Annotated in this window: 17 protein-coding genes; 10 read left to right on the top strand and 7 right to left on the bottom strand. The window is 71.4% G+C overall.

The genetic code is table 11. From position 1 onward, the window contains the following. Positions 1-15: 15 nt before the first annotated feature. Positions 16-1,164 carry a lipid-transfer protein gene (locus ACZ6BB_RS25475; RefSeq protein ID WP_471617630.1) on the bottom strand — a complete coding sequence of 383 codons (1,149 nt, stop codon included), beginning with the start codon at positions 1,162-1,164 and terminating at the stop codon, positions 16-18. 159 nt (positions 1,165-1,323) lie between these two features. On the opposite strand from ACZ6BB_RS25475, the gene ACZ6BB_RS25470 reads away from it, so the two are divergent. Next, positions 1,324-2,988 carry a fatty acid--CoA ligase family protein gene (locus ACZ6BB_RS25470; RefSeq protein ID WP_471617480.1) on the top strand — a complete coding sequence of 555 codons (1,665 nt, stop codon included), beginning with the start codon at positions 1,324-1,326 and terminating at the stop codon, positions 2,986-2,988. A gap of 255 nt (positions 2,989-3,243) precedes the next feature. Here the strand turns inward: ACZ6BB_RS25470 and ACZ6BB_RS25465 are convergent, their stop codons facing one another. From ACZ6BB_RS25465 to afsR, 3 genes are all read right to left on the bottom strand, one after another. After that, positions 3,244-3,630 carry a DUF6247 family protein gene (locus tag ACZ6BB_RS25465; RefSeq protein ID WP_471617479.1) on the bottom strand — a complete coding sequence of 129 codons (387 nt, stop codon included), beginning with the start codon at positions 3,628-3,630 and terminating at the stop codon, positions 3,244-3,246. A 93-nt stretch (positions 3,631-3,723) separates the two neighbouring features. Further along, positions 3,724-3,915, bottom strand: a complete 192-nt coding sequence (afsS, locus tag ACZ6BB_RS25460; protein WP_471617478.1) for a regulatory protein AfsS — start codon at positions 3,913-3,915, stop codon at positions 3,724-3,726. Positions 3,916-4,121: 206 nt separating this feature from the next. Next, positions 4,122-7,124 carry an SARP-family global regulator AfsR gene (afsR, locus tag ACZ6BB_RS25455; RefSeq protein ID WP_471617477.1) on the bottom strand — a complete coding sequence of 1,001 codons (3,003 nt, stop codon included), beginning with the start codon at positions 7,122-7,124 and terminating at the stop codon, positions 4,122-4,124. A 165-nt stretch (positions 7,125-7,289) separates the two neighbouring features. Between afsR and ACZ6BB_RS25450 the strand changes: the two genes are divergently transcribed. Next, on the top strand, positions 7,290-8,564 hold the full coding sequence (locus ACZ6BB_RS25450) for an amidohydrolase family protein (RefSeq protein WP_471617476.1): 1,275 nt from the start codon (positions 7,290-7,292) through the stop codon (positions 8,562-8,564). Positions 8,565-8,641: 77 nt separating this feature from the next. Then, on the top strand, positions 8,642-9,544 hold the full coding sequence (locus tag ACZ6BB_RS25445) for an LLM class F420-dependent oxidoreductase (RefSeq protein WP_471617629.1): 903 nt from the start codon (positions 8,642-8,644) through the stop codon (positions 9,542-9,544). Positions 9,545-10,139: 595 nt separating this feature from the next. Here ACZ6BB_RS25445 and ACZ6BB_RS25440 read toward each other — a convergent pair. Then, the gene (locus ACZ6BB_RS25440) at positions 10,140-10,880 is read right to left on the bottom strand and encodes a hypothetical protein (RefSeq protein WP_471617475.1); all 741 of its coding nucleotides are present in this window, start codon (positions 10,878-10,880) and stop codon (positions 10,140-10,142) included. A gap of 414 nt (positions 10,881-11,294) precedes the next feature. Between ACZ6BB_RS25440 and ACZ6BB_RS25435 the strand changes: the two genes are divergently transcribed. The 3 genes from ACZ6BB_RS25435 to ACZ6BB_RS25425 all read left to right on the top strand — a co-directional run bounded on the left by ACZ6BB_RS25435 (position 11,295) and on the right by ACZ6BB_RS25425 (position 14,162). Continuing rightward, positions 11,295-12,266, top strand: a complete 972-nt coding sequence (locus ACZ6BB_RS25435) for an ABC transporter ATP-binding protein (RefSeq protein ID WP_471617474.1) — start codon at positions 11,295-11,297, stop codon at positions 12,264-12,266. After that, the gene (locus ACZ6BB_RS25430; protein ID WP_467350220.1) at positions 12,263-13,114 is read left to right on the top strand and encodes an ABC transporter permease; all 852 of its coding nucleotides are present in this window, start codon (positions 12,263-12,265) and stop codon (positions 13,112-13,114) included. Before ACZ6BB_RS25435 ends, ACZ6BB_RS25430 begins: the two co-directional genes overlap by 4 nt. A gap of 499 nt (positions 13,115-13,613) precedes the next feature. Further along, on the top strand, positions 13,614-14,162 hold the full coding sequence (locus ACZ6BB_RS25425) for a LuxR C-terminal-related transcriptional regulator (RefSeq protein WP_471617473.1): 549 nt from the start codon (positions 13,614-13,616) through the stop codon (positions 14,160-14,162). Positions 14,163-14,280: 118 nt separating this feature from the next. Here ACZ6BB_RS25425 and ACZ6BB_RS25420 read toward each other — a convergent pair whose 3' ends face one another. Together ACZ6BB_RS25420 and ACZ6BB_RS25415 are read right to left on the bottom strand one after the other, a co-directional pair. After that, complete coding sequence (locus ACZ6BB_RS25420; protein ID WP_471617472.1) at positions 14,281-15,072, bottom strand: hypothetical protein; 792 nt, start codon at positions 15,070-15,072, stop codon at positions 14,281-14,283. A 173-nt stretch (positions 15,073-15,245) separates the two neighbouring features. Then, positions 15,246-15,983: a hypothetical protein gene (locus ACZ6BB_RS25415; RefSeq protein WP_471617471.1), complete on the bottom strand. Its 738-nt coding sequence runs from the start codon at positions 15,981-15,983 to the stop codon at positions 15,246-15,248. 196 nt (positions 15,984-16,179) lie between these two features. Between ACZ6BB_RS25415 and ACZ6BB_RS25410 the strand changes: the two genes are divergently transcribed. The 4 genes from ACZ6BB_RS25410 (at position 16,180) to ACZ6BB_RS25395 (ending at position 21,718) form a co-directional block, all read left to right on the top strand. Then, positions 16,180-16,935, top strand: a complete 756-nt coding sequence (locus ACZ6BB_RS25410; RefSeq protein ID WP_471617470.1) for an SDR family NAD(P)-dependent oxidoreductase — start codon at positions 16,180-16,182, stop codon at positions 16,933-16,935. A gap of 137 nt (positions 16,936-17,072) precedes the next feature. After that, positions 17,073-18,194, top strand: coding sequence for an LLM class flavin-dependent oxidoreductase (locus tag ACZ6BB_RS25405; RefSeq protein ID WP_471617469.1), 1,122 nt, complete (start codon positions 17,073-17,075; stop codon positions 18,192-18,194). A 330-nt stretch (positions 18,195-18,524) separates the two neighbouring features. Continuing rightward, complete coding sequence (locus tag ACZ6BB_RS25400; RefSeq protein WP_471617468.1) at positions 18,525-20,255, top strand: N-acyl-D-amino-acid deacylase family protein; 1,731 nt, start codon at positions 18,525-18,527, stop codon at positions 20,253-20,255. Continuing rightward, positions 20,252-21,718, top strand: coding sequence for an aldehyde dehydrogenase family protein (locus ACZ6BB_RS25395; RefSeq protein WP_471617467.1), 1,467 nt, complete (start codon positions 20,252-20,254; stop codon positions 21,716-21,718). The genes ACZ6BB_RS25400 and ACZ6BB_RS25395 overlap by 4 nt, the downstream gene beginning before the upstream one ends. Positions 21,719-21,756: the final 38 nt, after the last annotated feature.

Raw genomic sequence — 21,756 nt, 5'->3', positions numbered from 1 at the left:
AACTCCGTCCGTTTTTCAGTTCCTCAGCAGCAGGGCCGATGTCGGGACGCCCTCGCCCGCCGTCACCAGGCAGGTCGCCGCCCCCGGTACCTGGGCGGTGCTCGTGCCGCGCAGTTGCCGCACGCCCTCGGTGATCAGGTTGAACCCGTGGACGTACGCCTCGCTGAGGCCGCCCCCGGAGGTGTTGAGGGGCAGCCGGCCGCCGATCTCCAGGGCGCCGCCCTCGGTGAACGCGCCGCCCTCACCCCGGCCGCAGAAGCCGTAGCCCTCCAGGGAGAGGGGGATCAGCGCGGTGAACGCGTCGTAGATCTGGGCCACGTCGATGTCGTCCGGGGTGATGTCCGCGTGTTTCCACAGGTGCCGGGCGGCGGTCCAGGCGGGGCCGGTCAGCGGGTCGTCGTTCCAGTAGTTGACCATGCCGTGGTGCTGGGCGGGCAGGCCCTGGGCGGCGGCGTGGACGTGGACGGGGGTCCGGCGGCAGTCGCGGGCGCGCTCGGCGGAGACCACGACGCAGGCCAACGCCCCGTCGGTCTCCAGGCAGTTGTCGAAGAGGCAGAGGGGTTCGCTGATCCAGCGGGAGTTCATGTACATCTCGCGGGTCAGGGGGCGTTCGTACATGATCGCGGCCGGGTTCTGGTTCGCTCGGTTGCGGCAGGCCAGGGCGACGTTGAAGAGGTGGTCGCGGGTCGTGCCGTACTCGTGCATGTGGCGGCGGGCGAGCATGGCTATCTCGTCGGCGGGGCGGAGCAGGCCGTAGGGGCGGGTCCACTGCGCGGGGGTGGGGAGCTGGACCGTGGTGTTCTTCCACGGGCGGGGGCCCGAGCCGCGTTTCCGGGACCGCCAGGCGACGCCGACCGTGGCCTGCCCGGTCGCGATCGCGGCGGCCAGATGCGCGACCGTGGCGCACGAACCGCCGCCGCCGTAGCCGACCTTGCTGAAGAAGGTGAGGTCGCCGAGACCGAGCGCCTTGGCGACCTCGACCTCGTCCGTCTCCTCCATCGTGTACGAGGCGAGCGCGTCGACCTCGTCCGGGGCGATCCCCGCGTCGTCGAGGGCGGCGAGAATCGCCCGGCACGCCAACGATCTTTCCGTTTCCGGAAGTTGCTTGGCGAAAGCTGTCTGGCCGATGCCGACGATCGCCGTCGCGTCCTTGAGCACGGCCATGGGAGCCATAGGGGGCACACCTCCGCACAGGCTGCGGAGCGCACCTCCGCACAGGGACTGTCGGCTGCTGACAGTCCGTCAGGGTACAGCTAATCTGACGGGTAGTCAGCTCATGCCCGGGCAGCACTTGGACACTGGTTTCTCGCTACGGAGGCTGCTGTGATCGGTGAGGTGGAGGGGCGCGCGGACCTGGGACGGGAGGCGTGGGGGACCGTCCCCGGGCTGGTCCGCTCGGCGGCCAGGCGGTTCGGCGGGGACGAGGCCGTCGTCGACGGGCGTACGCGGGTGTCGTACGCGGAGCTGGGCGCGCGGGTGGAGCGCGCGGCGGCCGCGTGCGTCGCGAACGGGGTCCGGACCGGCGACCGGGTCGCCCTCTGGGCACCGAACTCCCTCGACTGGATCGTCTCCGCGCTCGGCGCGGTCTCGGCGGGCGCGGTGCTCGTCCCGCTGAACACCCGTTTCAAGGGCGGCGAGGCGGCGGACGTGCTGGCGCGCAGCCGGGCGAAACTGCTGTTCGTCACCGGGACGTTCCTCGGGACGTCGTACGTGGCCTCGCTGCGGCGGGCCGCCGGCGCGGAGAGCGGGCGGCTGCGGGCGCGGGGCGCCGGGAGCGTGTGCGAGCGGCCGGGCCCCCTGCCCGGACTCCCGCACCTGGAACAGGTGGTGGTGCTGGCGGACGACGCGCCCGCCGACTTCCGCACCTGGAAGGACTTCCTCGCGAGCGGCGACGGGGTGGGGGAGGGGGTGGTGCGGGAGCGCGCGGAGGCACTGACCGGGGACTCCCCGTCCGACATCGTCTTCACCTCCGGCACCACGGGCCGTTCCAAGGGAGTGGTGATCACCCACGCGCAGACCCTGCGGGCGTACGAGGTGTGGAGCGAGCTGGCCGGGCTCCGCCGTGGCGACCGCTACCTCATCGTGAACCCCTTCTTCCACACCTTCGGCTACAAGGCGGGCGTGATCGCCTGCCTCATGCGGGGCGCGACGATGATCCCGCAGCCGGTGTTCAACGTGGAGACGGCGATGGCCAACGTGGCGGCGGAACGCGTCACCGTCCTCCCCGGCCCGCCCACTCTCCACCAGTCCCTCCTGGACCACCCCGCCCGCGACGACTACGACCTCAGCGCCCTGCGTCTGGTGGTGACCGGCGCCGCGGTGGTGCCGCTGCGCCTGGTCGAACGGCTGCGGGCGGAGCTGCGCGTGGACACCGTCCTGACGGCGTACGGCCTGTCCGAGGCGTCCGGCATCGTCACGATGTGCCGGCGCGGCGACGAGCCGTCGGTGATCGCCTCGACGTCCGGGCGCGCGATACCCGGGACGGAGGTGCGGGTCGTCGACCCGCTGGGGACCCCGCTGCCTGCGGGCTCGCCGGGGGAGGTGCTCGTCCGCGGCTTCAACGTCATGCGGGGCTACTTCGAGGACCCCGCCGAGACCGCCCGCACGGTCACGTCCCACGGCTGGCTCCGCACCGGTGACGTCGGCGTCCTCGACGAGGCCGGCAATCTGCGGATCACCGACCGCATCAAGGACATGTTCATCGTCGGCGGCTTCAACGCGTACCCGGCGGAGATCGAGCAGCTCCTCGGCCTCCACCCGGACGTGGCCGACGTGGCGGTCGTCGGCGTCCCCGACCCCCGCCTCGGCGAGGTCGGCAGGGCCTACGTCGTACGCCGCCCCGGCTCCCACGCCACCGCCGACGACCTCATCGCCTGGTCCCGACGCGAGATGGCCAACTACAAGGTCCCGAGATCGGTGGAGTTCATGAGGGAACTGCCGCGGAACGCGAGCGGGAAGGTGGTGAAGGGGGAGTTGCGGGGGCGGTGAGGGCGGGCTGTGCGCGATCGCGTGCCCGCGCCCCGTTCGCGAACGGCCACTTGAGCGTCGCCCGTTCGGGGCGGCCCCCTCGCCCTCGCCGGTACGCGGTGGGCCTGCTCCTGGTCGGCCGCCGTCGGGCCGGCCTGCTATCGGTCGGCCCAGTCCGGTCGGCCTGCTATCGGTCGGCTCAGTCCGGTCGGCCTGCTATCGGTCGACCGCCGTCCGGTCGGCCTGTTACCGGTCGACCGCCGACCGTTCGGCCTGTTACCGGTCTCGTGGTTCCCGGTCGGGTGGTTCCTGGTCGAGTGATCTCAGGGCCGTCGCGTGCAGGTCGCGGATCTCGTGCATCGCCTCGCGCCAGGCCGGGTCGTCGTGGTCGACGGTGCGGGCCGTGTGTTCGGCGCCGTGCAGGCGGGCGGCCGTGGCGGGGTTCCTGGCGATCTCGACGGTGACGGCCCAGGTTTCGAGGAAGCGGGTGATCGGCCGGAGGCTGCCCGTGCGGGCGGCCAGGGTGATGGCCTCGTCCTTCTGCCGTTCCATCTCGCCCAGGCGGTGCGGCGCCACCCGCGCCAGGGCCGCGCGCAGCGCGGGCGGGGTCCTCTCCGGCCGGGGCACGACGGGCGTGCCCGGCCCGGCAGGCGCTGTGATCATCCTCGTCCCTCCCTGAACACCGCCTCGGGACACACCTCGGCCGCGGTGGCTCCCCCTCCGCGCCACCGCGGCCGACCCCCCGTCAGGAGAAGGTCACTTGCCACCCAGGTCCAGCGCGGGCGGGGCAGGTGCGTGCTGGTCCATCGTGGTGATCTCCGGGTCCTCGCCCGGCGGAACCGGCGCGTGCTGGTCCAGCGTGGTGACCGCCCCGTCCTTCTTCGGCGGGGCGGGTGCGTGCTGGTCCATCGTGGTGATCTCCGGGTCCTGCTTCTTCTTGTCGCTCATCGCTGGAACTCCCCGTGAGTGAACTGGTGCTTCTGGGCGGAAGCGCCCGTTCGGCAACTCCCCCGGGGGTCGCCGAACGGGCGTTTCAGGTGGCCTCGGCTGACTGTGAGGCCCTACGGATCCGCCTGCCCCCCGACGCGACGGATCGATGCACTGAGCTTGTCAGCCACCCATAAACGTTCGATGAACGTCCTGCCCCAGGGTTGTCACGCCGCCGCGAGCGGGTGCAGCAGGCCGCGCACCTCGTCGGCCTCCGCCGAGTTGTTCCGCTCGTACGTCGTCAGCGCCTCACGCCAGCAGGCGCGGGCCCGGTCCGACTGGCCGAGGGTCACCAATGCCCTGCCCAACAGGGTCAGGGCATTGGCCCTCATCCAGTCGCCGCCGATGCAGCCGATCGCCAGCGCCTGTTCGGCGTGCTGAGCGGCCTGCGCGGGGCGATGCGCCGCCAGGTGGACCTGGGCCACCCGGAAATGGGTCGTGCCCTCCCACAGCCGCTGCCGGTTCTCGGTGAAGATCAGCAGTGCCGCTTCGAGCTGCTCCAGGGCCTCATGGAGCCGGCCCGCCTGCGTGAGCACGATCCCCGAGGCGTAGCGGGAGTTCGCGAGGCGTACGGTCAGCCCCAGCTCGTCGTAGATCTCCACGCCGCGCCGGGCGAGATCGACGGCCCTGGCGGTGCGGCCCATGGAGGCGAGGGAGCGGGACAGGTTGCACACCGCGCTGGCCTCGCCGGGTTTGTTGCCGTCCGCCTGGAACGCCTCGATGGCCCTGAGCAGGAAGGCCTCGGCGTCCGGGAAGCGAGCGGTGCAGATGGCGATGATCCCCAGCTGGTTGGGGGCGGTGCCGCTGGTCCAGGGGTCGCCGGCCGTCCCGTTCACGAGGTCGGCGCGCTCGGCCTCCCGTTCGGCCTCGTCGAAGCGCCCCGCCTGGCTGAGGACCTGGGCCAGTGTGATGCGTGCCCGGGTCTCGGCGTGCGCGTCCCCGAGCGCTGCCGCCGCGTCACGCGCGGCGAGCGCGGTCGTCTCGTAGCGGCGCGAACCGGCGCCGGACTCGGCCAGATCGATGGTGGCCAGCAGCAGGTCGACGGCCCGTCGCAGCGTGGACGCCCCCAGCGACTGCTGGACGCACGCGAGGAGCGGTTCCGCCTCCGCGTGCAGCCAGTCCAACGCGTCCGAGGCGGTGGAGAACTCCCGTCCGGCGTACCGGCTCCGCTCCAGATGCGCGACCGTCCGGTCCCCCGGCCGCTCGATCGCGTACACCCGCGTCGCCGTCGCCAGATAGAAATCCAGCAGCCGTGACATCGCCGCGCTCCGCTCGCTCGGCGGCTGTTCGTCGCGTTCGGCGCATGCACGCGCGTAGAGGCGGACGAGGTCGTGGAAGCGGTAGCGGCCCGGGGCGGCGGATTCCAGGAGGGACGTGTCGACGAGGATCTCCAGGAGGTCCTCGGTGTCCTCCGGCGGCAGGTCCAGTACGGCGGCCGCCGCGGCCAGCGAGATGTCCGGGCCGTCCGCGAGGCCGAGGAGGCGGAAGGCGCGGGCCTGGGCGGGCTCCAGCTGGCCGTAGCCCAGCTCGAAGGTGGCCTTCACCGCCAGGTCACCGGCCTGCAGTTCGTCCAGCCGGCGCCGCTCGTCGGCGAGTTTGGCGGCGAGGACGGACACCGTCCACGTTCTGCGCGCCGCGAGCCGGGACGCGGCGATGCGGATGGCGAGCGGCAGGAAGCCGCAGGCCGCGACGACGTCGAGCGCGGCCTTGCGCTCCGCCGCGACGCGCTCCTCTCCGACGATCCTCGTGAAGAGCTGCAGGGCCTCGTCGGGCGACATCACGTCGAGGTCGACGAGGTGGGCGCCGGCCAGGTCCACCATCCGTACCCGGGCGGTGACGAGGGCCGCGCAGCCCGCCGTGCCGGGCAGCAGGGGCCGTACCTGGGCCGCGTCCCGTGCGTTGTCGAGCAGGACCAGGACCCGCCGGCCGTCCAGGACCGACCGGTACAGCGCGGCCCGCTCCTCCAGGGAGTCCGGGATCGCGGAGTCGGCCGTGCCGAGCGCGCGCAGGAACGAGCCGAGGACCGTCTCCGGCTCGGCGGGGCGGGAGCCGGCGCCCTGGAGGTCGACGTACAGCTGCCCGTCGGGGAAGGACGACCGGGCCTGGTGGGCCACGTGCACGGCGAGTGTCGTCTTGCCGACGCCGCCGATGCCCGCCAGCGCGGACACCGACATGACCTGGCCCTCGGCGCCGGACGCCTCCGCCAGCACCTTGCTCAGGTCGTTCACGAAGGCGGCGCGGCCGGTGAAGTCCGGGACGGTGGCGGGAAGCTGTGCGGGCCGGACCGGGGGCGCGGAGGTGTCGGCCGCGAGGGGCGCGGAGGGCTCCGCGAGACCCGGGTCCGCCTGGAGGATGCGCTGCTGCAGCTCCCGCAGACCCGGGCGGGGGTCCACGCCCAGTTCGTCGGCGAGCAGGCGGCGTGTGTCGGCGTACACCGCGAGGGCCTCGGCCTGCCGTCCGCTGCGGTACAGCGCCAGCATCAGCAGTTCGCGCAGTCGCTCCCGCAAAGGGTGGGCGGCGGTGAGGGCGGTCAGCTCGGAGACCGCCTCCGCGTGGCAGCCCTGTTCCAGGTCCATGTCGAGGCGGGACTCGACGAGTTGGAGACGCCACTCCTCCAGGCGGGCGCGCTGGGTCTCCGCGTACGGCCCCGGCACGCTCGCCAGGACTTCGCCGTCCCACAGTCCCAGCGCCCTGTTCAGCAGTTCGCGGGCCTGGAGCAGATCGCCGGAACTCCTGGCCTTCTCGGCGTCGGCGGCCAGTTCCTGGGCCACGGCCAGATCCAGCGCGCCGCCGGGCAGCGCGCGGACCGCGTAGCCGCCGGACTCGCTGACCAGTACCCCCGGCAGCACCTTGCGCAGCCGGGAGGCGTACGTCCGCACCGCCGCCAGCGCCTGCGACGGCGGGTCGTCGCCCCACAGGGCGTCGATCAGCTCGTGCGCGGTGGCCGTGCGGCCCTCGCGCAGCAACAGCGCGGCCAGCAGGGCCCGTTGCTGAGGCGAACCGGTGGCGAGAGGTTCGGTGCCGCGCCAGGCCCGTACGGGTCCGAGCACGGCGAAGCGCAGGTCGGCCGGTGGCTGGGGCGCCGGTTCCGGAATCTGTGCGTCCACGGCGGCCCTCTGCTCCGGCACGCGCGGCACACCGCTCTGCGGCACTCCCGGTTCACCACCCATCGACGTCTCCCAAGCCTCCTTGGTGCACGAGCCAGTTTGCCCTGCCCGTGGCGGATCCGTCAGCCGTGGGAGGTGTCGATCACAGGGAGCCACCGACATGTCACCAGCTCCACACAGGCGAACAGATTACTGACGGGTCGTCAGATCGGCGCTACCGTGACGGACATGGACACCTTGGAGACGAGCGCCACGGATCCCACCACCGCCCCCACCCCCTTCCCGAAGATCATCTCCGTCGACGACCACACGGTGGAGCCCCCGAACGTCTGGCAGGACAGGCTCCCGAAGAAGTACCTGGACACGGCCCCCCGCATCGTCCGCGCGCCGCTGAAGGAGATGACGTTCCTCGGCGGCCGCTTCAAACCCGTGATGGGTGCCCCCGGCGACGACGGCCCGATCGGCGACTGGTGGGTCTACGAGGACCTGCACCGCCCGCTGACCCGCCTCGACACCGCCGTCGGCTACTCCAGGGACGAGATCAAGCTGGAGATCATCACCTACGAGCAGATGCGCCCCGGCTCGTACGACGTCCCGCAGCGCCTCGCGGACATGGATGTCAACCACGTCCAGTCGGCCCTCTGCTTCCCGACCTTCCCGCGCTTCTGCGGCCAGACGTTCACCGAGGCGGCCGACCGCGAGCTGGGGCTGCTCGGCGTCCGGGCCTACAACGACTGGATGGTGGAGGAGTGGTGCGGCCCCGAGGCCCGGGGCCGGCTGATCCCGCTGACCCTCATCCCCCTCTGGGACGCGGAGCTGGCGGCGGCGGAGGTACGCAGGAACGCGGCGCGCGGTGTGCGGGCCGTGGCCTTCTCCGAGATACCCCCGCACCTGGGCCTCCCCTCCGTCCACACCGACGACTGGGACCCTTTCCTCGCCGCCTGCGACGAGACCGGCACGGTCGTGGCGATGCACATCGGTTCGTCGAGCCGGATGCCGTCGACCTCCGCCGACGCGCCGCCCGCCGTCGGCTCCACGATCACCTTCGCCAACTGCTGCTTCTCGATGGTCGACTGGCTGATGAGCGGCAAGTTCGAACGCTTCCCGAACCTCAAGGTCATGTACGCCGAGGGCCAGATCGGCTGGATCCCGTACATCCTGGAACGCGCGGACGTCGTCTGGGAGGAGAACCGGGGCTGGGGCGGCGTGGCCGACAAGGTCCACCGTCCGCCGTCGGAACTCTTCGCCGACCACGTCTACGGCTGCTTCTTCGACGACGCGTTCGGGCTGAGGAACATCGACGCGATAGGCGTCGGCAACGTGCTGTACGAGACCGACTACCCCCACTCCGACTCCACCTGGCCCGAGTCGCGGCAGGTCGGCGAGGCGCAGATGGGCCACCTGGACCCGGACGTCGTGGACCGCATCGTGCGCCGGAACGCGATCGAACTGCTGGGCCTGACGAAGGAGGGGCTGTGGGCGGGGCCGGGGAGCGCGAGTTGAGCGGGGCCGAGAAGCGTCAGCCGGGCGGGTCCGGGGAGCGTCGGCCGGGCGGGTCCGGCGCCGGGCTCGGTTACGGGATGCAGCTGCCGGTCCAGTCGCAGAGCACCCTGTACGCCGAGCCCTGGGAGGCGGACGCCGGACCGGAGGACCTGGCCGGGATCGCGCGGGCCGCCGACCGGGCGGGGTTCGCGTACATCGCCGCCTGCGACCACGTGGCCGTCCCGCGCCGCCTCGCGTCCGCGATGAGCACGGTCTGGTACGACCCCGTCGCCACGCTCGCCTACCTGGCCGCCGTCACCGAACGGGTCCGGCTGCTCAGCCATGTCGCGGTGGTCGGCCTGCGCCACCCGCTCCTCACGGCCAAGCAGTACGCCACCCTCGACCACCTCTCCGGAGGCCGGCTGATCCTCGGCGTGGGCGCCGGTCACGTACGGGAGGAGTTCGAGGCGCTGGGGGTGGACTTCGAACGCCGGGGCGCGGTCCTGGACGAGTGCGTGGACGCCCTGCGCGCGGCCCTCGGCCCGGACGAGTTCCCCTCCCACCACGGCAAGCTCTACGACTTCGAGGACCTGGGCCAGCGCCCCCGCCCCGCCCAGGCCCGCATCCCGGTGTGGGTCGGCGGCTCGTCCCCCGCCGCCGTCCGCCGGGCCGCCGTACGGGGCGACGGCTGGCTCCCCCAGGGCGACCCCCGCGACCGCCTCCCGGCCCAGATCACCCGTCTGCGCCGCCTGCGGGAGGAGGCCGGCGTCACCACCCCGCTCACCGTCGGCGCGATCACCGAGCCGCTGTACGTGGGCGAGCCGGCCTGGGAGGTCGGCCGCCGCACCCTCACCGGGCGCCCGGAGGCGCTCGCGGAGTCCTTGCGGGAGTACGGGGCGATGGGGGTGGACCAGATACAGGTGCGGTTCCGGAGCCGGGGCCTGAGTGAACTCGTGGATCAGGTCGGGGTGTTCGGGACCGAGGTGGGGCCCCTGCTGTAGAAGCCGCCCGCCCTGTCACGGAGGCCGTGGCGAGGCGGGCGGCCGATGGTGAGGCAGCCGTGCGGGGCCGGGCTCGGTGCCGGCCAACCGGACCTGACAGAGGCCCAGAAGGGCGTGTACGAGGAGAACGCTGCCGCCCTCGACGAGGCCGAGGAGCAACTCCGGGTGGCCCAGCAGAAGGCCTACGCGAGGTTGAAGAAAGCCGGCCTCGCCGGTGACGGCGAAACCTCGTGCTTGAGGTGCGGATGTCCGGCGTATGTGGCGACACCCCACCACCCCGGCGCCCCTTGCCCGCGAGAATTCTGTGGGGACACCTGGGCCAGCCATCACTGGTGAGACAGCTCGGCTCGGCCGGTGAACCTCGGGGTCCGATGCTCGTAGCAGTGGACAGCCCGACGAGCGACACCGGTCAGACAGGGGCAGACCGGTCCGCGTGCAGCCCGACGTTGGCGCGAACACGGTGGCGGCCGGCGCCTCCCGGTCACCATGTCGGCGCCGGCCGCCGCCCTGAAGCCGTGACGGAGTCTCCGGGACCCCCGCTGAAGCGGCGCCCACAACCCGTCCGGCACCAGCCGCCCAACGATTCAACCCACCCCTACCGCGCCCGCATGAGCCGCAGGTCCTCGCCCCACGCGTCCAGGACCGGGCCGTGTCCTGCCCGCCGGGCCACGGTCTCGACCCGGGTGAAGAGGCGGCGCTGTGCGGGCACGTCGCCCGTGGCCGCGATGTGGTGCAGGGCGTCGAGGAGTGTGGCGGTGTGCCAGTCGGGGAGCGGGTACCGGGTCAGCTCCCATTCCAGGTACTTGTTGTAGGGGCGGGGGCGGCGGTCCAGGGCGAAGAGGGTCTCCAGCAGGAACCGGACGCTGTCGGTGGCGTCGAGGCGGGCCGCGAGTGCCTGGCCGTCGCGGTCGTTCTTGACCGAGCGGTAGAGGGAGTTGGCGTAGGCGTCGAGGTACGCGGCCGCCTCACGGCGGGCCTCGTCGGCGTCGAGCCGGGCCTTGGCGGACAGGATCCGGGCGATCCCTCCGTCCAGGCGGTCGAGCACGACTCGGGCGCGGGCGAGGGCGTACCGCTCGAAGCCGGGCATTCCGGCGGCGCGGAACTCGTCGAGGGTGAGGACGACGAGATCCAGCTCGGGGGTGCGGTGCCCGGCGAACCGGGTGAGGGCCGTGGTCGCGCCCTCGGCGAGGACGACGTACAGGTCGTGGTCGGAGTGCTCGGTGGCCATGCCCTCGTGGGCCCGGGAGCCCTTGAGGACGAGGCCGACGACGGCGGGGTCGGCGGTGGCGAGTTCGACAAAAGAGTCGTAGGACATGGGGGGCCGCTGGGCGGTCATCGCGTGATCTCCGGTGTGGGTGGAGGACGGGTATGCCGAACCGGGCGGCCCCGGGACTCGCCGGGCTCGCCCGCATCCTCTGCGGCGGCACTCGGCCACCGCCCGGCAGATCAACGCACCCCAGGACCCTACCCGCCCACCCGTCGCACGAGTCCCGCACTCGTCCTGGTCCATGAGTCCCGGTGCGCCAGCAGCGGTCCCTCGTGCGGTGACCGGGAAGGTTCGCCGGGTCGGTGGAACAGCGTGAGATGCCTGAACCGTTCGGTAACGTGTTCGTCCGGGGAGGGTCCGAACGGCTGCTGCCAGGCGATGACGGCAGCCCGGTCGGTGGACACGTCCATGCCCACGGGCGTCGGCATGGACTGCGGTCCCTGATCCCGGAGGACGGACCACGAGACGGACGGGGGAACGCCGATGGCGATCAGCCATGACTTATCCGGGGCTGGGAGCAGCCCGGTGTCGGAGGGTGACACGGTCATCGACGTACGGGATCTGTGGATGCGCTACCGCAGCCAGGAGGTCCTGAAGGGGGTCGGCTTCACTGCCCGGCGAGGCGAAGTCGTCGTGCTGCTCGGCCCGAACGGCGCCGGCAAGACGACCACGATCGAGGTACTGGAAGGCTTCCGGATGCGCTCGGCCGGTGACGTGACCGTCCTCGGCACCGATCCGGCGCGCGGGGACGAGCGATGGCGCGCGCGCCTGGGCATCGTGTTGCAGTCCTGGCGCGACCACGGCAAGTGGCGGGTGCGGGAACTGCTGGCCCACCTCGGTTCGTACTATGCGCCGTACTCCACTGCCCTGGTACGGCGGCCGTGGGACGTCGACGAGCTGATCGCCGCCGTGGGGCTGACCGAGCAGGCGAACAAACGGGTCGGGACCCTGTCCGGCGGGCAGCGCAGGCGTCTCGACGTGGCCGTCGGCATCGTGGGCAGACCCGAAGTGCTTTTCCTGGACGAGCCGACGGCGGGTCTGGACCCGGAGGCCAGGAGCGAGTTCCACGGACTGGTGCGCGGGCTCGCGGACGAGAACACCACCGTTCTGCTGACCACGCACGACCTCGCCGAGGCGGAGAAGCTCGCCGACCGCATCCTCATCCTGGCCGCCGGCCGGATCGTGGCCGACGGCGCCGCCGAGGAGCTGTCCCGTCAGGCGTCGGCCGAGGCCACGGTGCGCTGGACACGGGACGGGCGGCCCTTCGAGGAGGCGACGGCCGAGCCCACCCGGTTCGTCCGTCGGCTGTTCGAGGAGCACGGCGACGCGATCGGCGGGCTGGAGGTCCGCCGGGCGAGCCTGGAGGACACCTACCTGACGATGGTCAGGGAAGTGGAGGCGGGGAGTGTCCCCGGCGAGCGGGCGGCACACGCCTTCGGGAAGGAAGCGCGATGAGTCCGGTGTGGTACGCGGCGAAGGCAGGAGTGCGGCGCGGCCGGACAGAACTCCGGCAGACCTTCACCACCGGCCAGGACGTTTTCGGGTACGTGCTCTGGACGGTCCTGCTCATGGTGCCGCTGTTCCTGGTCAGGGACGATCCGCTGAAGGGCGCCGGTATCTCGGCCGGCGCGTTCATGCTGCCGAGCATGCTGGGGATGACGCTCGCGTTCACCGGGATGATGACCACGGCACAACTGCTCGCCGCCGAGCGCGAGGACGGCACCCTGCTGCGGGCCAAGGCCGTGCCCCACGGCATGGTGGGTCATCTGGTCGGCAAGATCATCATGGTGTCGGGGACGGCTCTCGTCTCCATGGCACTCCCCTTCGCCGTCGGTGTGTTCCTGGTGGACGGGGTCGCCCGGCAGGGCGGGGGACCGCTGCTGACGCTGTTGTGGGTGGTGCCGCTCGGTCTCCTGGCAACCCTGCCGATGGGGGCCGTCATCGGCTCGCTCGTCGACAGTCCCCGCACCATCGGTCTGCTGATGCTTCCGGTGATGGGACTCGTCGTGATCTCGGGCATCTACTTCCCCCTGTCGAAGCTGCCCGAGTGGCTGCAGACCGTCGGCCAGATCTTCCCCGTGTACTGGCTCGGCCTCGGTCTCCGGGCCGCGTTGCTGCCGGCCGAGGCGGTCGCCGCCGAGATCGGTGAATCCTGGCGGCACCTGGAGACGGCAGGCGTGCTGGGAGCCTGGACGATCGCCGGGCTGCTCCTCGCACCGTCCGTCCTGCGCAGGATGGCCCGCCGGGAATCCGGAGCCGCGATGGCGGATCGGCACCGGAAGGCGATGCAGCGGGTCGGCTGATGCCTGGGATGCCGGACCGGAGCCACCGCACAACCGACAGCCACGTCCGTCGACCCGGCGAACCGCGCGGTCGGAGCGCCCGGGGCCGGCCCCGGCGGAGCGGTCCTCTCGGCGCACCCCACGCGCTCGCCGGTGAACTCCCGTGCCCAGCAACGAAGTTCGAGACCGAAAGGTTTCGGCCGTCGCGGTGGCCGGGGCGATGAACCTGTCTGACAGCTTCGCGTTTCGTCCTTGAAACTTCGAACAACTGACGCCGGAGTCACGTATGTAGGGGAGTCATGGCTTCGGCGGAAGGACACGCGAGGTGCGATCTCCCCGGCACGTCAGAACGTCCCAGCACGCAGGCACCCCCGTTTCGGCTGTTCCCGCCCAACCCTCCCGAGCCCCGGCACGCCCACCCCGCTCGACGGCGCCGTCGCCCCCCGGCCTGTCGGTCGCCCTGGCCTGTGCCCCGGGCCGGTGGCCGCACGAGGACTGGCCGGCCCCCGACGACCGGTACGTGAGCAGCGCGCTGCTCGTCCCGCCCCCCTACCGCGAACTCCGCGAGACCGAGGCGGATGTCGTGGTCCTGCGCTGTGAGGACCCGGCGGTGTCCTTCGCGGGACTGCTGAAGGCCATGGGGTCCATGAGCGCCCCGGTGATCGTCGTCAGCCCCAGCCGCGACGCCGAGACGGTCGTGGACGTGTTCCGGGGCGGGGCCGGCTATCTGGTCGACGGCGACTACTGCACCTGCATGCTCTCCTCCGCGGTCGTGGCCGCCACGGTCGGCCACACCTACTTCTCGCCCGTCGCCTGCGCGGCCATCCGGGACGCGGCCCGGCAGCTGCCCGGCCACGGGGAGGCGAGGGAACGGCTGCGCTCCCTGCTCTCGCCCCGTGAACGCCAGATCATGGAGCTTCTCTCCACCGGCCTCGGCGCCCAGGAGATCGGACTGCGTCTGACGCTGAGCGAGAAGACCGTCCGCAACAACCTCAGCAACATCTACGCCAAGCTGGATGCCCGCGGGAGCACGGAGGCCGTGTTGAGATGGCTGGGAGCGACCCCCTAGGTTCGCGTATGAGAACACTCTGCTGAGCGCCTTCGGAATACTCGGGCGCGCTTTTCGGTGACCGCACATAAAAATCCCCCGTGCAGGGCACGGGGGATTACTCGGGTTTCTCCGGACGCTATTGCACGGTGACTTCGGAGAGCGGAATCTCGACGTCGGTCACGTTCTCGCCGCCCTCTTCGAATCCGGGTTCGGCGCGGGCGCTGTTCTCGCTGTTGATGATTCCGTTGGCCTGGGGCGTGCCGCACTTGACATTGCGCAGCCAGAGTCGGCCGTCCGGCGTGCCGCTGGCCAGGAGCTGCGGGTAGAAGACATGGACCGCGGTGGAGTTCTCACTGGGTGAGAAGAACACCGTCTGACCGTCCTGGGCCTCCTTGTACGTGGCCTTGAGGAAGCCGCTCACGTCGGTGCGCTTGTGGGACCACATGAAGAAGGCGATGTGGTCCTCCTTGACCGTGTCGGACCTGGAGAAGGAGAACGACGACGTGGTGTCGTCGCGCTTGATGTTGAACTCCTGCGTGGCGAACTTGACGCCGATCTCGAAGACGGAGCTGGCCAGCTTGGTGCTGCCGTCCGTGTTGAAGCCGTCCTCCAGCTGAATCACCCGTGTCACGGACGCCGTGCCGCTGAAGGTCTTCGTCGCCGGGGTGGTGACCCCGCAGTTGTCGGTCACCGAGGTGACCCGCTCGTTGGGGCCGAGGCTGTCGCGCTTGACCTGGACGTCGACGAACTCGCAGTTCTCCAGCTTGTCCGAGTCCGTGCGGCAGTCGGTGGCCACCTCGTCGGGGGTGGCGGCTCCCGCGCTGTACATCAGCGGGACGGCCAGTCCGAGGGCGACGACCGGTGCCAGCGCGAGGGTGATGCGCTTCTTCTTGCTGCGGTGGTGGCCGCTGCGCCCGGTGCGTGTCATGTGGGTCTCCTGCGAGGGTGATGAGGGGGATCAGAGCGGGTGGGAGGGGGTTTCCCGGAGGCGGACGGGGTGGTGGTGCGGAGGGAGGGGACGGTCCGGTGGGGAAGGGACGGCGTGGTGGTGCGGGCCGGCCGGAGGCCGTCGGGGGGAGGACGTCGGCCGCCGGCCCTCGGTCAGCAGTCCTCCAGGACGACCTTGGAGGTGCCGTCCGCCAGTCCGGGCGTGCCGGCGGCGCTTTCGAGGATGACCGGGCCCTCGACGACCTCGGGGGCCACGAAGTTCTGCTCGGGGGTGGGGTTCACGGCGAAGCTGCCGGGGTCGGCGTCGAGGTGCACGCGCCATTCGCCGGTCATGCGCTGCATCTTCGGCGTGAACGTCACATGCATCACCTTGCCGACGGGGACCTCCCGCTGTTCCGACTCGCTGGCGGTGGCCGTCTTGACGGTCATGTCCAGCGTGCCCTTGTGCTTCACCCAGCCGCCGCTCAGGGCTCCGAAGAGACCGCCGAGGGCGCCCTGCTGGGTCGCGGTGTACTTGCCCTCGCCCTGGCCGATCGCCTTCGAGAACTCGGTGGTCACCTTCGCCGGCTCGGTGGCGTTCGGCTCGCAGTTCGGGAAGTCCACCGTGACCTTCTCCGTGGGGCCGTCGAAGGTCTCGAACTTCGTCTCGACGAAATCACAGGTGTCAGATGCGAATCCGTCCCCGAGGCCGCCTCCGAAATCGCTCGTCGACTGTTTTTTCCCGTTGAGTACCGCGGTCCTTTCGCACATTCCTATGATCTGTTCCGGCGTCTTCTCCTCGGCCGCGCTGGCCGACGGCAGCAGTACGGCGGCGACAGCCGTACCGGTCACAAGTGAGGCACCGATCGCCAGGTACCGGACCTTCTTGTTCTTGAAGCGCCTCTTCGCCATGTTCGGCTCTCTCCTTGAGGGGTGCTTTACCTTCCGCTGACGGATTATTGGGGCAGGTCCGTGTGGTGGACAGGGTCAAATATCCCTACCCGTGGGTCACTTGAGATCGCGATCGCAAGCATGTGACACAGATCTGACGCTTCGTCAGTAACAGAGGTACCCTGACCTCGGCCAACGCACCGCGAAGGGAGTCCGCATGGGCAAGCTCGACGGACGTGTCGTCCTCGTCACAGGCGCCGCGCGCGGCCAGGGCGAGCAGGAGGCCCGGCTGTTCCGGGCCGAGGGGGCGGAGGTGGTCGTCGCCGACGTCCTCGACGACCGGGGGGAGGCCCTCGCCAAGGAGATCGGCGCGCTCTACGTCCACCTGGACGTCGGCCGCGAGGATGACTGGGGGGCGGCCGTGGCCGCCACCAGGAGCGCGTACGGCCGCGTCGACGGCCTCGTCAACAACGCCGGCGTCCTGCGCTTCAACTCGCTCGTCGACACCCCCCTCGACGAGTTCATGCAGGTCGTGCGGGTCAACCAGGTCGGTGTCTTCCTCGGCATCAAGACCCTGGCCCCCGAGATCGAGGCGGCCGGCGGCGGCACGATCGTCAACACCGCCTCGTACACCGGGCTGACGGGGATGGCGTACGTCGGCGCGTACGCCGCGACCAAGCACGCGATCGTCGGCCTCACGCGTGTCGCCGCGCTGGAACTGGCCCGCAAGGGCATCCGGGTCAACGCGGTCTGCCCCGGATCCGTCGACACCCCGATGACCGACCCCGGCGACGAGGCGTCCGCCGAGACGGTCGCCAAGCTGTACCGCAAGCGCGTCCCGCTCGGCCGGATCGGCCGCCCCGACGAGGTGGCCCGCCTGGCGCTCTTCCTCTCCTGCGAGGACTCCTCGTACATCACCGGGCAGCCGTTCGTGATCGACGGGGGCTGGCTGGCCGGGGTCAGTCTCGTCTGAGAGCCGGCCCCCGGGACCGTATCTGACGACACGTCAGCTATTGACGCTCCACGGGGCCGGTGGAACAGTCGGCCCTGACGAGATCTGACGTACAGTCAGATAATGCCGCCGGGTATCGCTGAGGACGGTGAACCTCCTTGGAATTCGGGCTCTTTGTACAGGGATACGTGGGCAAGCGGGCCGAGACGGACCCCCTCGCCGAGCACAAGGCGCTGATGGAGGAGACCGAGTACGTCATCCAGGCGGACAGGTCCGGCTTCAAGTACGCGTGGGCGTCCGAGCATCACTTCCTGGAGGAGTACTCGCACCTCTCCGCCAACGACGTCTTCCTCGGTTACCTGGCCCACGCCACCGACCGCATCCACCTCGGCTCCGGCATCTTCAACCCGCTCGCCCAGGTCAACCACCCGGTGAAGGTGGCCGAGAAGGTGGCCATGCTCGACCATCTCACCGAGGGGCGCTTCGAGTTCGGCAGCGGGCGCGGGGCCGGTTCGCACGAGATCCTCGGGTTCATCCCCGGGGTGACCGACATGAACTACACCAAGGAGATCTGGGAAGAGACCATCGCCGAGTTCCCCAAGATGTGGCTGCAGGACGAGTACGTCGGCTTCCAGGGCAAGCACTGGTCACTGCCGCCGCGCAAGATCCTGCCCAAGCCGTACGGGAAGTCGCACCCCGCGATGTGGTACGCCGCCGGGTCGCCGCCCTCGTACTCCATGGCCGCGCGCAAGGGGCTCGGCGTGCTCGGCTTCAGCGTGCAGAAGGTCTCCGACATGGAGTGGGTGCTGGAGAAGTACAAGACGGCGATCGTCGACGCCGAGCCCATCGGTGACTTCGTCAACGACAACGTCATGGTGACGACGACCGCGATCTGCGCGCCCACCCACGACGAGGCGGTGCGGATCGCCGTGTCCGGCGGGCTGCACTACCTGCCCTCGCTCGTCTTCCGGTACCACGACACCTTCCCCCGGCCCGACGGCTTCCCCGTGTGGCCGGAGACGCTGCCCGAGTACAACGAGGAGTTCATCGAACTCCTCATCGAGGAAGAGCTGTTGATCTGCGGGGACCCCGACGAGGTGTTCCGGCAGTGCAAGCGGTGGGAGCAGGCCGGGGCGGACCAGCTGAGCTTCGGGCTGCCGGTGGGGGTGCCCAAGGAGGCGACCCTGCAGACGATCCGGCTGGTCGGGGAGCATGTGATCCCGAAGATCGACACGGATCCGGTGCACCGCACCTCGCGGTTCCGGGCGGCCGCCGGCTGAGGTGCGCCCGGAGGGCCGGGGGCGTCCCACGTGTCTGGGGCCGGGCGCGTCCCCGCGTCCCCGCGTCCCCGCCTCCGCGGGCCGGGGCCGTCCGTCGGCGGAGGGCTGCGGTCCGTCCGGCGCCGGCAGGCCGAGGCCCGACCCTCGGCGGCGGGCCGAGACCCGTTCGTCGTCGGCGGCCGAGGCCCGACCCTCGGCGGCGGGGCCGCGGTCCGATCGCCGGCCGCGCGTCCGTCGCGGTTGCTCGCGCAGTTCCCCGCGTCCCTTCCGGGGCGCGGCAGCACAGCCTTCGATTCCCGTGCCTGTCGCCTGTGTGGAAGGGGCGTAGCCGTGCTCGACCATGTGATCAAAGGTGCGACCGTCGTGGACGGAACGGGCGCCCCCGCGTACACCGCCGACGTCGGGATACGCGACGGCCGTATCACCGTCATCGGGGAGGTGACGGAGGAGTCCCGCTCCACGGAGGACGCGCGCGGCCTCGTCCTCGCCCCCGGCTTCGTCGATCCCCACACCCACTACGACGCCCAGCTGTTCTGGGACCCGTACGCGACACCGTCCCTCAACCACGGGGTGACGACCGTCGCGGGCGGGAACTGCGGGTTCACGCTGGCGCCCCTGAACCCCGACCGTCCCGAGGACGCGGACTACACGCGGCGGATGATGTCCAAGGTCGAGGGGATGTCGCTGGTCGCGCTGGAGGAGGGGGCGCCCTGGAACTGGAACGGCTTCGGGGAGTACCTGGACGCCCTCGAAGGGCGGATCGCCGTCAACGCCGGCTTCATGGTCGGGCACTGCGCGCTGCGGCGGTACGTGATGGGACCGGACGCCGTCGGCGGGCAGGCGTCCGACGGGCAACTGGACGCGATGCTGCGGCTGTTCCACGAGGCGATGGACGCCGGGGCGTGGGGGCTGTCGACCACGCAGTCCTCGACGCACAGCGACGGCGACGGCCGGCCGGTCGCCTCGCGGCACGCGAAGCCCGCCGAACTGATCGCGCTGTCACGGGCCGTGGGCGAGCACGAGGGCACCCAGATCGAGGCGATCGTGGCGGGCTGCCTGGACCAGTTCAGCGACGACGAGATCGATCTCTTCGTGGAGATGAGCGCGGTGGCCGGGCGGCCCCTCAACTGGAACGTCCTCACCATCGACGCCGCCGTCCCCGAACGCGTGCCGAGGCAGCTGGAGGCCAGCGAACGGGCGCGCAAGGCCGGTGGCCGGGTGGTGGCGCTGACGATGCCGATCCTCACCCCGATGAACATGTCGCTGGGCACGTTCTGCGCGCTCAACCTGATCCCGGGATGGGGCCCGGTCCTGGGCCTGCCGGTGCCCGAGCGGATCGCGCGCCTGCGCGACCCCGAGGTCCGGGCGGAGATGCTGCGGCGCGCGGACTCCAAGGAGGCCGGGGTCTTCCGGCGGCTCGCCAACTTCGGGCGGTACGTCATCGGCGACACCTACAGCGAGGCGAACGAGGGCCTGACCGGCCGCGTCGTCAGGGACATCGCGGCGGAGCGGGGCCAGGAACCGTTCGAGTGCCTGGTGGAGATCTGCGCGGCCGACGACCTCCGTACGGTCCTGTGGCCCATGCCCACCGACAACGACCCCGGCTCCTGGGCCCTGCGCGCCGAGACCTGGCGGCACGAGGACGTGCTGCTCGGCGGCTCGGACGCGGGCGCCCACCTGGACCGGATGTGCGGCGCCCCGTACACCACCCGGTTCATCGGGGACTGTCTGCGAGGCCGGAAACTGGTCGGCCTGGAACAGGCGGTGAAGATGCTCACCGACGACCCGGCGCGCCTCTTCGGGCTGCGCGAACGGGGGCAGGTCAGGGAGGGCTGGCATGCGGACCTCGTCCTGTTCGACCCGGAGCGCGTCGACGCCGGCAAGGCCACCCTGGTGCACGACCTGCCGGGCGACAGTCCGCGCCTCGACTCCCGGGCGATCGGCGTGCGGGCGGTCTGGGTCAACGGCGTCGAGGCGATCCGCGACGACGTGGTGACCGGGGCCGTGCCCGGGAAGGTGCTGCGGAGCGGCCGGGACACCCGGACGGTGAGTACGAAGTGAGTCCCACGGGGTCCACGCAGCGGCAGCGGTTGTTCGTCGGCGGCTCCTGGGTGGAGCCCGAGGGCGGGCACTACGAGGTCGTCGACCCGGCGACGGAGGGCGTCGTCGGGTGGGCGCCGGAGGCGTCGCGGGAGCAGGTGCTCGCGGCGGCCGCCGCCGCCCGCGAGGCGTTCGGGCCGTGGTCGCGGGTACCGGCCGCCGAGCGGGCCGCGATCCTCGCGCGTACGGCGGACCACATACGGCGCCACCTCGTCCCGTACGCCGAACTCGCGCAGGCCGAGAGCGGCGCGACGACCGGGACGGCTCGGGCCATGCAGGTCGGGGTGGGGGCGGCCCGATTCCAGCGGTACGCCCGCGTCGAGCCGGTGGAGGAGCCGGTCGCCCCCCAGATCAACGAGGCGGGTCCCTTCGGCAGAGCGGCCGTGATGGGCGCCCTCGCCGTACGGCACCCCGTGGGCGTGGTCACCTGCGTCACCTCCTACAACAACCCCTGGGCCAACCCGGCCGGAAAGATCGCCCCCGCCCTCGCCATGGGCAACACGGTCGTCGTGAAGCCGGCCCCGCAGGACCCGCTCTCCGTCTACCGCATGGCGGAGGCCCTGGAGGCCGCCGGTGTTCCCCCGGGCGTGGTGAACGTGGTGAGCGGGTCCGGCGCGGAGGCCGGCGAGGCGGCCGTGGACTCCCCGGACGTCGACATGGTGAGCTTCACCGGCTCGACGTCGGTCGGGCAGCGGATCGCGGAGGTGTGCGGGCGCGGGATGAAGCGCCAGCTGATGGAGCTGGGCGGGAAGGGCGCGGCGGTCGTCTTCGACGATGCGGACCTGAAGTCGGCGGTGGCCGGCATCGCCACCACCTTCACCTTCTACAGCGGGCAGATCTGCACGGCACCGACACGGGTGATCGCCCAACGGGGTGTCTACGACCGACTGGTCACCCAACTGGCGGCGTACGCCGACCGGTTGCCGGTGGGGGACCCTCGCGAGGCGGGCACCGTGCTCGGCCCGGTGATCTCGGCGACGCACCGCGACCGCGTCGAGTCGTACGTCGAGCTGGGCCGCAAGGAGGGCGCCCGGGTGGTGGCGGGAGGTCAACGACCGCCGCACGAACGGGGCTTCTACGTGGCCCCCACCGTCCTCGCGGACTGCACCCCGGACATGCGCGTCGTCCGGGAGGAGATCTTCGGCCCGGTCGTCGTCGTCCTCCCCTTCGACGACGAGGACGAGGCCGTCGCCCTCGCCAACGACAGCGAGTACGGCCTCATCGACTACGTCTGGTCCGGGGACGTGGCCCGCGCTTTCCGGGTGGCCCGGTGCCTGCGGGCGGGCGGCGTGGGCGTGAACACCGTCGGCCGCAACATGGAGGCCCCGTTCGGCGGATTCAAGAAGAGCGGGGTGGGGCGCGACGTGGGGTCGTACGCGCTGCACGCGTACAGCGAGACGCAGGCGATCGTCTGGCCGGGGTGAGGGCTTCCCCTCCGATCCTCCCGAACGCGATGATGTCC

The sequence above is a fragment of the Streptomyces sp. NPDC041108 genome, assembly GCF_055592645.1.
The sequence above is the reverse complement of the archived record's forward strand: the minus strand, read 5'-3'. Positions and strand labels throughout refer to the sequence as shown.

Coding starts and splice junctions, on each gene's coding strand:
- ACZ6BB_RS25475 (WP_471617630.1), bottom strand. CDS start 1,164: ATGGCCGTGCTCAAGGACGCGACGGCGATCGTCGGCATCGGCCAGACA.
- ACZ6BB_RS25465 (WP_471617479.1), bottom strand. CDS start 3,630: ATGATCACAGCGCCTGCCGGGCCGGGCACGCCCGTCGTGCCCCGGCCG.
- afsS (WP_471617478.1), bottom strand. CDS start 3,915: ATGAGCGACAAGAAGAAGCAGGACCCGGAGATCACCACGATGGACCAG.
- afsR (WP_471617477.1), bottom strand. CDS start 7,124: ATGGGTGGTGAACCGGGAGTGCCGCAGAGCGGTGTGCCGCGCGTGCCG.
- ACZ6BB_RS25450 (WP_471617476.1), top strand. CDS start 7,290: ATGGACACCTTGGAGACGAGCGCCACGGATCCCACCACCGCCCCCACC.
- ACZ6BB_RS25445 (WP_471617629.1), top strand. CDS start 8,642: ATGCAGCTGCCGGTCCAGTCGCAGAGCACCCTGTACGCCGAGCCCTGG.
- ACZ6BB_RS25440 (WP_471617475.1), bottom strand. CDS start 10,880: ATGACCGCCCAGCGGCCCCCCATGTCCTACGACTCTTTTGTCGAACTC.
- ACZ6BB_RS25435 (WP_471617474.1), top strand. CDS start 11,295: ATGGCGATCAGCCATGACTTATCCGGGGCTGGGAGCAGCCCGGTGTCG.
- ACZ6BB_RS25430 (WP_467350220.1), top strand. CDS start 12,263: ATGAGTCCGGTGTGGTACGCGGCGAAGGCAGGAGTGCGGCGCGGCCGG.
- ACZ6BB_RS25420 (WP_471617472.1), bottom strand. CDS start 15,072: ATGACACGCACCGGGCGCAGCGGCCACCACCGCAGCAAGAAGAAGCGC.
- ACZ6BB_RS25415 (WP_471617471.1), bottom strand. CDS start 15,983: ATGGCGAAGAGGCGCTTCAAGAACAAGAAGGTCCGGTACCTGGCGATC.
- ACZ6BB_RS25410 (WP_471617470.1), top strand. CDS start 16,180: ATGGGCAAGCTCGACGGACGTGTCGTCCTCGTCACAGGCGCCGCGCGC.